Origin of the sequence: Mesorhizobium sp. M7A.F.Ca.AU.002.02.1.1 (genome assembly GCF_003998535.1) — a bacterium.
GTDB classification, from domain to species: domain Bacteria; phylum Pseudomonadota; class Alphaproteobacteria; order Rhizobiales; family Rhizobiaceae; genus Mesorhizobium; species Mesorhizobium ciceri.
On sequence record NZ_RZPB01000130.1, the window covers coordinates 1 to 11,248 of the forward strand.

Annotated in this window: 11 protein-coding genes; 6 read left to right on the plus strand and 5 right to left on the minus strand. The window is 64.7% G+C overall.

Annotated elements, in window-relative coordinates; all coding sequences use genetic code 11:
* The 3 genes from EN879_RS10955 to EN879_RS10965 form a co-directional block, all read right to left on the minus strand.
* On the minus strand, window positions 1-209 hold a 209-nt coding region (locus tag EN879_RS10955), incomplete at its 3' end, for an aldehyde dehydrogenase family protein (protein WP_127274051.1).
* Window positions 206-1,399 carry a cytochrome P450 gene (locus tag EN879_RS10960; RefSeq protein WP_063169691.1) on the minus strand — a complete coding sequence of 398 codons (1,194 nt, stop codon included), beginning with the start codon at window positions 1,397-1,399 and terminating at the stop codon, window positions 206-208. The genes EN879_RS10955 and EN879_RS10960, both read right to left, overlap by 4 nt.
* 58 nt (window positions 1,400-1,457) lie before the next feature.
* Window positions 1,458-2,906, minus strand: a complete 1,449-nt coding sequence (locus EN879_RS10965; protein WP_127274052.1) for an APC family permease — start codon at window positions 2,904-2,906, stop codon at window positions 1,458-1,460.
* 173 nt (window positions 2,907-3,079) lie between these two features.
* Between EN879_RS10965 and EN879_RS10970 the strand changes: the two genes are divergently transcribed.
* From EN879_RS10970 to EN879_RS10995, 6 genes are read left to right on the plus strand one after another with little or no spacing between them, the layout of a single operon-like run.
* Window positions 3,080-3,850, plus strand: coding sequence for an IclR family transcriptional regulator (locus EN879_RS10970; protein ID WP_063169692.1), 771 nt, complete (start codon window positions 3,080-3,082; stop codon window positions 3,848-3,850).
* Window positions 3,850-5,130: a Tm-1-like ATP-binding domain-containing protein gene (locus EN879_RS10975; protein WP_063169693.1), complete on the plus strand. Its 1,281-nt coding sequence runs from the start codon at window positions 3,850-3,852 to the stop codon at window positions 5,128-5,130. The genes EN879_RS10970 and EN879_RS10975 overlap by 1 nt, the downstream gene beginning before the upstream one ends.
* Window positions 5,127-5,795 carry an HAD-IA family hydrolase gene (locus EN879_RS10980; RefSeq protein WP_063169694.1) on the plus strand — a complete coding sequence of 223 codons (669 nt, stop codon included), beginning with the start codon at window positions 5,127-5,129 and terminating at the stop codon, window positions 5,793-5,795. Before EN879_RS10975 ends, EN879_RS10980 begins: the two co-directional genes overlap by 4 nt.
* A gap of 19 nt (window positions 5,796-5,814) precedes the next feature.
* Window positions 5,815-7,164, plus strand: a complete 1,350-nt coding sequence (locus EN879_RS10985) for an aminotransferase class III-fold pyridoxal phosphate-dependent enzyme (RefSeq protein ID WP_063169695.1) — start codon at window positions 5,815-5,817, stop codon at window positions 7,162-7,164.
* 33 nt (window positions 7,165-7,197) lie between these two features.
* Window positions 7,198-8,490 carry an aminotransferase class III-fold pyridoxal phosphate-dependent enzyme gene (locus EN879_RS10990; protein WP_063169696.1) on the plus strand — a complete coding sequence of 431 codons (1,293 nt, stop codon included), beginning with the start codon at window positions 7,198-7,200 and terminating at the stop codon, window positions 8,488-8,490.
* Window positions 8,487-9,509, plus strand: coding sequence for a phosphotransferase (locus EN879_RS10995; RefSeq protein WP_063169697.1), 1,023 nt, complete (start codon window positions 8,487-8,489; stop codon window positions 9,507-9,509). The genes EN879_RS10990 and EN879_RS10995 overlap by 4 nt, the downstream gene beginning before the upstream one ends.
* Window positions 9,510-9,537: 28 nt before the next feature.
* Here the strand turns inward: EN879_RS10995 and hpaH are convergent, their stop codons facing one another.
* Window positions 9,538-10,344 (minus strand): 2-oxo-hept-4-ene-1,7-dioate hydratase, encoded by an 807-nt coding sequence (gene hpaH, locus EN879_RS11000; protein WP_063169698.1) that lies wholly within the window; start codon window positions 10,342-10,344, stop codon window positions 9,538-9,540.
* Entirely contained in the window at window positions 10,341-11,213 is an 873-nt protein-coding gene (locus EN879_RS11005; protein WP_063169699.1) for a fumarylacetoacetate hydrolase family protein, read from the minus strand. Before EN879_RS11005 ends, hpaH begins: the two co-directional genes overlap by 4 nt.
* Between the last annotated feature and the right edge of the window lie 35 nt (window positions 11,214-11,248).

Sequence of the window (11,248 nt, forward strand, 5' to 3'; positions counted from 1 at the left end):
AGCTCGAACGCCTTGCGCGCCGACTTCACGGCGCGGTCGATATCGGCGGCGTTGCCGTCGGCGATGCTGGCGAAAGGTCGGCCGTCGATCGGCGACGTCACCGGCAGGCTTGCGCCGCTTGTTGCCTCGACCTGCACGCCATCGATGAACAGGCCCTGCGCGCCGATCTCCGTCTTGCGCAGCGTTTCGATGGCATTCTGACTGATCATTGGTGACGGACTCCAAGGGAAACATGCAATGTGGTTGGCGCGCGGAATTCCCAGCCGCGAAACACCGGTTCCCTGCTCGGCACAAGGCTGAGATCGGGGAAGCGTTGGAGCAACAGCCGCACCGCAAGGCACATCTGCTCGCGTGCGAAGAACCGGCCCGAACAGAAATGATGGCCGAAGCCGAAGGCGGCATGGTTGCCTTCGTTGCGGTTGATGTCGAAGCGGTCGGGATCGGCAAAGCGGCTCTCGTCGCGGCTTGCCGAAGCGACGAGGGCGGCGACGGCAGCGCCGGCCGGGATCGTCACGCCGCCAATCTCGACTGCCCGCGTCGTCTGCCGCGTCTGCGTACCGATCGGCGCCACCCAGCGCAGGCCCTCGTCGACCGCCCTCGGCACGAAAGTCTCGGGATCGGCGAGCACCTGCCGCAATTGCTCGGGATGGGCCAGCAGGCCGGCGAGGATCGAGCCGGCGCCATGTCCGGGCTCCTGCATGCCGCCAAGCAGAATGACCTTGATGCTGGGCATCAGAAAGTCGATCGGCCGCGTCGTGCCCTCCGGCATGCCGTCATGCAGCATATGCGACAGCGCCGAGTCATCTGGCTGGCGCGCAAGTCTTTCCAGCGTCGGCAGGATGGCGTCGCCGACCTCGGCACTGATTGCGTCGGCGATCTCCTGCCGTTTCGGATCGTTCTCGAAATTGATGGCGCCCTGGGCAAGGCCGTAGAACCAGCGGCGCAGCGTCGGCATATCGATGCCGGCAAGGCCGAGCGAGCGCGCCAGGCTGAGCGTCGACACCGGCTCGAAATAATCGGTCATCAGCTCGGCGGAGCCCTGGTTGACGATCCGGTCCAGAAAAGGTTCGGCAATCGACCGCACGAGGTCGCCGGCATAGGCGGCGACGGTGCGCGGCCGGTATTTCGGGTCGACGCCTTGGCGCAGTTGCTTGTGCGTCTCGCCATCGGTGGTCAGGATGGTCGGCTTGCCGAAGGAACGCTCAACTGGTGACGAGCCGACGACGGCGGAGAAGATCTCGGGCGACTTGGCGACGCTCTCGACATCCTTCCAGCGGGTGACGAACCAAAGATTGACCGCCGGCACGAAAGCGACCGGCGCACTGCGCCTGAGCTCTGCATAGATCGGGTAGGGATCGGCTTCCAATGCCTCGACGGTGATATTTTCGGCAAAGCTCAAATCCGCCACTCCCCTTGTGGTGTAAGGGGCGGCGTGGCATGCCGCCCCTTTGCTTTTCTCAATCTTTCAGCGGCTGGCCGAGGTTTTTGAACGCGACCGGATCGCGGCTCTTCAGCGCGCTGGCCAGCAGCAGGCCGACGATCGCGGCGATCAGCACCAGCCCCGGCAGGAACACGCCAAGGAAACCGCCGGCTCCCGACAGGCTGCCGAAATTGATGACGATCAAATAGATGATGATGACGAAGGCGATGAAGGTCAGCCCGGGCAGGATGGTGGTCTTCAGCGCATTCTCGTGGGCCGCCGGGTTGGCGCGGAAGAACATCACCACGGCAAGCGATGCCACCGCCATCATCGCGATGACACCGAGCGTCGCGACATTGGTCAGCCACGAAAACAGCGCCAGCACCGGATCGAGGCCGAGCACGGCGAACAGGCCGACAACGACCGCGGCGAGCACGCTCTGGATGACGGAAGCGACATGTGGGCTCTGGTGCACCGGATGCGTCACGCCGATCGTCTGCGGCAACAGCTTCTCGCGGCCCGAGACGTAGATGTAGCGCGCAACCGCATTGTGGAACGCCAGCACGCCGGCAAACAGGCTCGACACGAACAGGATGCTCATCGCCTGCGAAAGCATCGTGCCGGCGTAGCGGTCGGACAGGCCGAACAGGAAGGTCGTCGGATCCTGCAATCCCTGCAGCGTCGGCAGCAATTTGTCGACACCGGCGCCGACCGCCATCAGCCATGCCGTGAGCATGTAGAAGACGCCGATCAGCACGACCGAGAAATAGGTGGCGCGCGGAATGGTGACCTTTGGGTCGCGGGCTTCCTCGGCATAGATCGTCGTCGCCTCGAAACCGATGAAGGCGGCGAAGCAGAACAGGATGGCGATGGCCGGCGAGCCGCTGACGATCTGGCTCCAGCTGAATGGCGCCGCCGACAGGCCGCTATCGCCGCCGGTCTTGAGGATGGCGATATCGAGGATCAGCACCACAAGATATTCGCACAGCACCAGCACCGTCAGGATCTTGGCGGAGAGGTCGACCTGCCGATAGCCGAGCACGGCGACCAGCGCGATGGCGATGAAGCTCCACACCCACCAGGGCAGGTTGATGCCCCAGCCGGCGAACAGGCCGGCGGTTGCGGCGCCCAGCAGGCCCATGACGCCGATCTGCATGGCGTTGTAGGACAGGATGGCGATCAGCGCCGTGGCGCCGCCGGCCATGCTGCCGAGGCCGCGTGCGGCATAGGCATAGAAGGCGCCGGCATTGCCGACATGGCGTGACATGGCGACATAGCCGACCGCGAACAAAAGCAGCAGCACGGTCACGATGAGATAGGTGCCGGAAAAGCCGGCGCCATTGCGCATCAGCATGCCAAGCGGCGTGCCGCCGGCGACTGCCGTGAGTGGGGCGGCCGCAGAAATCACCATGAAGGTGATGGCGCCGACGCCAAGACTGTTCTTGCGCAGCCTGTTGGCCGGCGCCTGTTCCGAGACTGCTGTCATTGATCCCTCCTGTTTGCAAACCCTTGAGTTCGCCGGCCGAATGGCCTGTCCCATGCACTCTGGCGGTTGGTTCATTATTTGAACCGTTATTTTGAATATAGACTTGCAAACAATGCTGATGCCTGTCAAGTTAATTCACACGTTAAATGATTGTCCCGAACGGGGAGGCAAATTTGAGTACGGTCGGAAAAGCGATCTCGCTTCTGGAGCTGTTCAACGTCGACGAGCCCGAGCTCGGCCTGTCCGATCTGGCGCGCCGCTCGGGCTTCGACAAGGCGACGACAAGGCGGCTGCTGGTAGCGCTGGCCGGCCGTGGTTTCGTCGAGCAGGATGCGGGTACGCGGCACTATCGCCTCGGCGCCGGGCTGTCGCGGCTGGCGCGCATCCGCGAGGCGCGCTTTCCCTTCCTGCAGACGGCCGTTCCGCTGGTGCGGGACCTGGCCGCATCGACGGCCGAGACCGTGCATTTGTCGGAATTCGGCGTCGACAGGCTGGTCACCGTCAACGTCGAGCATCCAGCATGGGCAAACCGGGTCAACATCGACATCGGTCAGTTGCTGCCTTTGCATTCGACCGCGTCGGGCATCGCCTATCTGGCCTTCGCCCGCGACGAGACCGTCAAGGCGTGCCTGACGGGTTCGCTCGATGCCTTCACGGCCCATACGCTGATCGAGCCGGCCGCCATCTCAAGATCCATGGGCGAGGCGCGCGAGCGCGGCTATTCGATCTGCGACCAGGGCTATGAGGAAGGTGTGATCAGCGTCGCGGCGGCAATCCGCGGGGCGGATGGCTTTGCGCTCGGCACCATCGCGGTGGCGGCGCCAAAGGCCAGAACGACGGCGGCCGCGATCACGGAGCGGGGACTTGCCGTGAGGGCGGCGGCACGGGAGATTTCCATGCGCCTCAACGGTGAAAACCTGCAAACCCTGAGGAGGCAGGCCTGATGCCCTCGGAGACAGCACCCCGCATCCTGGTCATCGGCACGGGCGACACAAAGGCCGAAGAGCTGTTGTTCATGAAACAGTGCATCGAGCAGTCGGGCGGCAGCGCCGTGATGATGGATGTCAGCGTGCTGGGCGACCCGCCCTACAGTCCGGACCACGATAAGCACGCCGTGGCGCGGGCGGTGGATGTGACGATCGCCGAGATCGTTTCGAGTGGTGACGAGAACACCGCCATGACGCTGATGGCCGGCGGCGCCGTGCAACTGGTGCGCAAGCTCCATCAAAACGGCGAGATTGACGCCTTCATCGCCATCGGCGGTTCGATGGGAACCGATCTGGCGCTCGACGTGGCGCTTTGCCTGCCGCTCGGCGTGCCGAAATTCGTCGTCTCGACCATCGCCTATTCGCACCTCATCCCACCCGAGCGCGTCGCGCCCGACCTGATGATGATCCTCTGGGCGGGCGGGCTGTACGGCCTCAACTCGATCTGCAGGCTGGTCCTGTCACAGGCCTGTGGTGCGGTCGTCGGCGCGGCGAAAATCGTGCTGGCGTCGCGCGTGTCGGCGCGGGCAACAGGCCCGACCATCGGCATGACCTCGCTCGGCAGCAGCTGCCTGCGCTACATGAAGACGCTGAAGCCGGCGCTGGAACAGCGCGGCTATGACGTTGCCGTCTTCCACACCACCGGAATGGGCGGCCGCGCCTTCGAATCGATTGCCGGCCAAGACCATTTCTGCGCGGTGTTCGACTTCAGCCTGCAGGAGATCACCAACCATCTCGCGGGCTCCGTCGTCAGTTCCGGCACCGACCGGCTGGAGAATGCCGGTGCCCGCGGCGTTCCGCAGATCGCAGCACCCGGCGCGGTCGACATGGTCGACCTGCCGACCTGGCAGGATTTGCCGGCTAAATTCTCGACGCGACCGTTTCATGCCCACAACAGGCTGATCGCTTCGATCACCGTCGATGCCGACGATCGCCGCCAGGTCGCCAGGACCATCGCCGCCAAGCTCGGTGCCGCCAGAGGCCGCTCCGCCTTCATCCTGCCGTCCCAGGGCATCCAGGAATGGGACGTGGAGGGCGAGCCGCTCTATGAGCCGGAAGCCCTGGCCGCCTTCACTGACGAAATGCGCAAGGTCATTCCCGCCGGCGTCGAGTTCCACGAGATCGACGCTCACATCAACAGCGACGACTTCGTCGGCAAGGCGCTCGAGATCTTCGACCGCTGGGTCGAGGAAGGCATCGTTCCGCGCGGCAAGCCGGCCGAGGGAGTGGCGGCGTGAGTGCTGTTCCCGTCCAGGCGCTTGTCCTCGATTTCGGCGGCGTCGTCACCCGCACGCTGTTCGAGACCCACGCCTTGACCGAACAGGCGCTCGGCCTCGCGCCGGGGACGCTGCAATGGCGCGGGCCGTTCGATCCGGGCAGCGATCCGCTGTGGCGCGCCATGCAGGCCGACGAGATCAGCGAGCGTGACTATTGGCGCACACGCACAAGCGAGGTCGGCCGTCTGGTGGGGGAGGACTGGCAGGCGATGGAGACCTTCGTCCGGCGCGCGCGAGGGGCCGAGCCGGAAAAGGTGGTGCGGCCGGAGGCTGACAGCACCATTCGCACGGTGCATGCCGCCGGTTTTCGACTGGCCATCCTGTCCAATGAACTCGACCTGTTCTACGGCGCCGACTTCCGCCAGCGGCTGCCGTTGCTCGGCCTGTTCGATGTTATCATCGACGCCACTTACACCGGCATCCTCAAGCCCGACCCGCGTGCCTATGCCTTCGTCACCGAGGCGCTTGGCCTGCCTGCCGGCGCTTGCGTCTTCGTCGACGACCAGCGGCGCAATGTCGATGGCGGCTGTGCTGCCGGCATGCGCACGGTGCATTTCGACGTCGCTCGCCCGGCTCATTCCTATGCCGAGGCGCTCGGCCATTTCGACCTCGTCCCAGTTGCCTGAGATTTTTGCGGAGTCCATTATGCGCGACATCAATTTTCTCACCGAAACCAACGCCAAGCCGATCTGGCATCCGATGGCGCATCCGGCCGAGATGCGGGCCAACCCGCCAAAGGTGATCATGAAAGGCGAGGGTGTGATGGTCACCGACATCGCCGGCAACACCGTGCTCGACGCCGTCGGCGGCCTGTGGAACGTCAATCTCGGCTACAGCTGCGAACCGATCAAGAAAGCGATCGCCGACCAGCTTGGCGCGCTGCCCTATTATTCCGGCTTTCGCGGCACCTCGACCGGCCCGTCGATCGAGCTCGCCTACGAACTCTGCGAATGGTTCGAGCCAGAAGGCATGGTGCGGACGTTTTTCACTTCGGGCGGCTCGGATTCGGTCGAAACGGCACTTCGGCTGGCGCGGCAGTACTGGAAGATCCGCGGCCAGGCCGACCGGACCAAGTTCCTGGCGCTGAAGAAAGGCTACCACGGCACGCATTTCGGTGGCGCGTCGGTCAACGGCAACGCCAATTTCCGCCGCAACTACGAGCCGCTGCTGCCGGGCGTCTTCCACATTCCTGCGCCCTGGACCTTCCGCAATCCGTTCGACGAGACCGACCCAGTGCGGCTGGCAAAACTCTGCGCCAGGGCGCTGGAGGACGAAATCGCCTTCCAGGGTGGCGACACCATCGCCGCTTTCATCATGGAGCCGGTTCTCGGCGCCGGCGGCGTCATCGTTCCGCATGAGAGCTTCATGCCGCTGGTGCGCGAAATCTGCGACCGCCACGAGATCCTGCTGATCGCCGACGAAGTGGTGACGGGCTTCGGCCGCACCGGCGCATGGTCGGGTTCGCGTCTGTCCGGTGTGAAGCCGGATTTCATGACCATCGCCAAGGCGATCACTTCGGGTTATTTCCCGCTCGGCGCCACTTTGATCGGCGCCAAGGTCGCCGATGTCTTCGAGGCCGACAAGACCAGCTTCGGCGCCATCGGCCATGGCTATACCTATTCCGGCCATCCTGTCGGCTGCGCCGCGGGTCTGGCGGCGCTTGCCGAGACCAAACGGCTGCGCCTGAACGAGAACGCGGCCGCGCGTGGTGTCGAACTCGCAGCCGTGCTGGAGGGGCTGAAGGCGAAGCATGCGATCGTCGGCGATGTCCGGTACAAGGGCCTGATGGCGGCGCTGGAGCTGGTCTCGGACCGCGCGACGAAAAAGCCCGCCGACAAGAAGACCATGGCATTGGTTTCGGAGGCGGCCTACGAGGCCGGCGTCATGCTGCGCGTCTCCGGTAACGCCATCATCCTGTCGCCGCCGCTTATCGTCAGCGCCGCGGATGTCGCGAGGATCGGCGAAGCATTGGATGCAGGCCTGTCGAAGGTCTGACGGTTATTGGAGAGAACGGAGTTTCGAGACGCAATGACTCAACCGCAAGAAGCGTTGGTTAGCCGGCGCTCGCGCCTGCTCGGTGCGAAATCGCAATTGTTCTATGACGAGCCCGTGCACCTGGTGCGCGGCGAAGGTGTCTGGCTCTACGATGCCGACGGCCGCAAATATCTCGACGCATACAACAACGTCGCCCATGTCGGCCACTGCCACCCCTATGTGGTCGAGGCCCTGTGCCGGCAGGCAAGCCTGCTCAACACCCACACGCGCTATCTTCACACCGCCATCCTCGACTATGTCGAGCGGCTGACCGCGACCTTCGATGCCAGCCTGTCGACCGCCATCCTGACCTGCACCGGCAGCGAGGCCAACGACATCGCGCTGCGCATGGCGCAGGCCGCCACCGGCCGCATGGGTATCATCGCCACCGACGCCACCTATCATGGCAACACCGCGGCGGTTTCGCAGCTCAGCACCCGCATGCCGCCGGTCGGCGGCCGCGCCCGCAATGTCAGGCTGGTGCCGGCGCCTGACAGCTATCGCCATCCGGCTGCGATGGCCAACGGCAAAGCCTTTGGCGACGCAGTGCGCGAAGCCATCGCCGCGCTGGCAAAGGACGGTATCGGCCTGTCCGGCATCATCCTTTGTCCGCTGCTCGCCAATGAAGGCTTTCCGACGCTCCCATCCGGCTTTTTCGACGACGCGATGCGCGCGGTGCGTGACGCCGGCGGACTGGTCATCGCCGACGAGGTGCAGCCTGGTTTCGGCCGCACCGGCAGTCATTTCTGGGGCCACCAGCGCGCAGGCTTCGTTCCCGACATCGTCACCATGGGCAAGCCGATGGGCAACGGCCATCCAATCGCCGCCGTGGTCACATCAAGGGAGATATTGGCGACCTTCCGCAACGCCTTCCGTTATTTCAACACCTTCGGCGGCAATCCGGTTTCCTGCGCGGTGGCCAATGCCGTTCTCGACGTCATCGAGCAGGAAGATCTCGTTGCCAACGCGCGTGACGTCGGCGCCTATGCACTCAACCTGCTGCGCCCGCTCGCCGATCGCCATGAATGTATCGGCGAGGTCAGGGGCGCTGGCCTGTTCTTCGGCGCCGAACTGGTTCACGACCGCAAGACGCGCGAACCGGCGCCCGACATTGCCGAGCAGGTCGCCAACCGGATGCGCCAGCGCGGCGTGCTGATGGGCAAGACCGGCATCCACGGCAATGTGTTGAAGATCCGCCCGCCAATGCCGTTCTCCCGCGACAATGCCGACTTCCTGATCGGCGTCCTCGAAGAAGTGCTTGGCGAAGTCGGCGGAGTGAAGGCGTGAGCGCAGTCTCCGCGCAATCCGAACCCGAGACGGCAGCCGACGTCACGGCGCTGGCCAGGCGCGCGCTCGCCCATTGGGGCATTGATGAGGGTGAGCCGGAGCTGCTGAAATTCCGCGAGAACGCGGTCTTCCGGATCCGTCTGCCCGATGGCCAGCCGGCCGCCATGCGCATTCACCGGTTTGGCTATCACACGGACGCCGCCCTGCGCTCGGAACTGCAATGGATGGGTTTTCTGCAATCGGCCGGCATCGCCACGCCATCTGCGGTCGCCACGCCGGCTGGCGATCTGTTCGTGCTTGTCAGCGCGAACGCCTCAATGCAACCCCGGCAAGTCGATTGCCTGAGCTGGCTGGAAGGCCGCGCCGTCGGCGCGCGAGGCGTGCCGCTGGATTTTACGCCCGAGCAGGCAAGACAGATCTTTACCGAGATCGGGCGAACCATCGCCCACATGCACAATGTCACAGCAGCCTGGACGCCTCCGTCCGGCTTTGCCCGCCATGCCTGGGATTTCGACGGCTTCTTCGGCGCGAACCCGAATTGGGGGCGTTTCGAGACCTCGCCCTTCCTCGACGGTCCTCGCCGGGAGCTGGTTTTGCGGGCGCGCGAAAAGGCCGTGCGCGCGCTATTGACGTATGAACGCAGTGCCCGCAATTTCGGCATCATCCACGCCGACCTGGTGCGCGAGAATGTGCTCGTCCATGATGGTGCGATCCGCATCATCGACTTCGACGATTGCGGCCATGGCTGGCACATGTACGACCTTGCCGTCGCGCTTTACCAGAACCGCGATGAGGCGATCTATCCGCTGATCGAGGACGCTTTGCTCAAGGGCTATCGGCAGGAGCGCGAACTGACGGCGCGCGACATCGCCGCGCTGCCGCTGTTTTCTGCCTTGCGGGCCTTCGCCTTCCTCGGCTGGGTGCAGAGCCGCGTCGAAGGCGACATCACCAGGGAGGTCGGCTTGCGCATGTCGGCCATCGCAGCCGATGTGGTGATTGCCTATCTGCATGGCGAATAAGGCCGATTGATAAGAACTGGCGGAACCGTCAGCCCTTCGCGAAATGGATGCTGACCGTGCCCGAACTGCCGAAATCGGCGACGATCGTGTCGCCGGGTCGCGCCTCGACCGGACGCACGAACGACCCGGAGAGAACGACCTCGCCGGCAGCGATCGACATGCCGTAGCGGGCGAGCCTGTCGGCCAGCCAGGCAATGCCCATCGCCGGATGGTTGAGCACGCCGGCGCCAAGCCCGGTCTCCTCGACCTCGGCATTGCGCGAAACGATGGCGCCGATCCAGCGCATGTCGGTCTCATCAGGCCGCTGCGGCCGGCCGCCGATGACGATGCCGGCATTGGCGGCATTGTCTGAAATGGTGTCGAAGAAGGTACGCGCCTTCTTCGTCTCCGCATTGACGCGCTCGATGCGCGTATCGAGGATTTCGAGCGCCGGCGTGATGTAGTCGGTGGCGTTGAACACGTCGAAGATCGTCACGCCGGGGCCTTTCAGCGGCGCCTTCATGACGAAGGCGATCTCGGCCTCGACGCGCGGCTGGATAAAGCGGCCGGCCGGAACCGACGCGCCGTCATTGAAGAACATGTCGTCGAACAGCACGCCCGAATCCGGCGTGTCGATGGCGAGCGCATATTGCATCGCCTTGGAGGTGAGGCCGATCTTCCAGCCCTTCGGCTTCAGCCCGGCATCGATCTTGCGCGTCACCAGCGCTGCCTGCACGCGATAGGCATCCTCCATCGTCGCCTCGGGAAAATCGAGGCTGAGCAGCCGGATCTGGCGGCGTGAACGCTCGGCCTCGAACAGCCGTGCCGCGGCGTCTTCCACTTGCTCCGGGGTCATGCTGCTTCCTCGTCGACGACGCTGTTGCGCAGCACGCCGATGCCGTCTGCCTCGACCTCGATGACGTCGCCCGGCTTCAGCCAGATCGGCGGCTCGAAGCGGGCGCCGGCGCCCGTCGGCGTGCCGGTGACGATGATGTCGCCCGGCACCAGCGTGGTGAAGGTCGAGACATAGGCGATAATCTTGCGAAACGAGAAGATCATCCGGCTGGTGCGGTCCTGCTGGCGGATTTCGCCATTGACGCGGGCGGTCAGCGCGATGTCGGCGATCTGCTCCGCGTCGGTGAACGGCACCAGCCAAGGGCCGATCGAGCCGCTGCGGTCGAAATTCTTGCCTTGCGTGACGTTGAACTTGGCATGCCGCACCCAGTCGCGGATGGTGCCTTCATTGCACAGCGACAATGCCGCAATATGGCTGAGCGCGTTGGCCTCGGCAATGCGCCGTCCCGCCTTGCCGATGACGATGACGATTTCGCCCTCATAATCGAGCTGCGGGGATTCCGGCGGCCGCACCAGCGGCGCGCCATGGCCGACGAAGGAGCGGGGAAAACGGACGAACAGCGACGGATTCGAGGGTGCTGCCTGGCCGTCCTTGTACTCCTCGTTGCGGTCCGGATAGTTGACGCCGACGCAGATGATCTTTTCCGGCGAAGGGATCGGAATTTCGTAGGCAATGGCGTCGAGCGGGAAATCGATCGGGAAGGCCTCGGCCTCTTCCGCCAGCCGCCGCAAGGCGCCGGCCTCGATCGCTTCCCGCAGCGTCGGCCACTGGCCGTGGCGCGCCGACAGGTTGATGACACCCTTGCTGGTGACCGCGCCATAGCGCGCCTTGCCGCCGACGGTGAAGGTGGCGAGCCGTGCGTGTTTCATGCTGCGGCTCCGGCAATGGTGGTGGGCGAGGATGG

Coding starts and splice junctions, on each gene's coding strand:
- hpaH (WP_063169698.1), bottom strand. CDS start 10,344: ATGACCCCGGAGCAAGTGGAAGACGCCGCGGCACGGCTGTTCGAGGCC.
- EN879_RS10975 (WP_063169693.1), top strand. CDS start 3,850: ATGCCCTCGGAGACAGCACCCCGCATCCTGGTCATCGGCACGGGCGAC.
- EN879_RS11005 (WP_063169699.1), bottom strand. CDS start 11,213: ATGAAACACGCACGGCTCGCCACCTTCACCGTCGGCGGCAAGGCGCGC.
- EN879_RS10990 (WP_063169696.1), top strand. CDS start 7,198: ATGACTCAACCGCAAGAAGCGTTGGTTAGCCGGCGCTCGCGCCTGCTC.
- EN879_RS10965 (WP_127274052.1), bottom strand. CDS start 2,906: ATGACAGCAGTCTCGGAACAGGCGCCGGCCAACAGGCTGCGCAAGAAC.
- EN879_RS10985 (WP_063169695.1), top strand. CDS start 5,815: ATGCGCGACATCAATTTTCTCACCGAAACCAACGCCAAGCCGATCTGG.